The organism is Bacteroides sp. MSK.20.82 (assembly GCF_019052485.1).
Lineage (GTDB): Bacteria > Bacteroidota > Bacteroidia > Bacteroidales > Bacteroidaceae > Bacteroides > Bacteroides thetaiotaomicron.
On the sequence record NZ_JAHQUN010000159.1, the window covers coordinates 1 to 339 of the forward strand.

The 339-nt window shown below is 54.0% G+C and carries 1 pseudogene; it reads right to left on the reverse strand.

What is annotated here, in order from left to right:
- Nucleotides 1-339 (reverse strand): annotated as a pseudogene (locus KTR07_RS28900) (tyrosine-type DNA invertase cluster 3b); the annotation flags it as partial.

A 339-nucleotide genomic window follows, 5' to 3' on the forward strand; every position in this document is an offset into this window, starting at 1 on the left:
CCAGAACCTCAACGCTCATGGGAGTCTTCGTCTTGACACGATTGTAGCGCAGCACGTTGCTATCAAGAGCGGATTTCTCCAAATGGCTCAGATCGGCGAAAGACATCCCGCAGAACTGGAACATCAGAGCAGCGATAGCCTGGGTACGGCGGAGACGGTCAGACTGGGGATCTTCATAAAGAAGCCTGCGAAGAGCGACGACGGGAAGCGCCCTTTTCTGACGCACGTCCACCCCCGTATAGACCTCATGAAACAGGCGGTGGACATAAGGAGCACTGCCGGCTTCCACACCCCGATTATAGATACTCCGAAGCATACGCATATACGTGGAAATCGTAT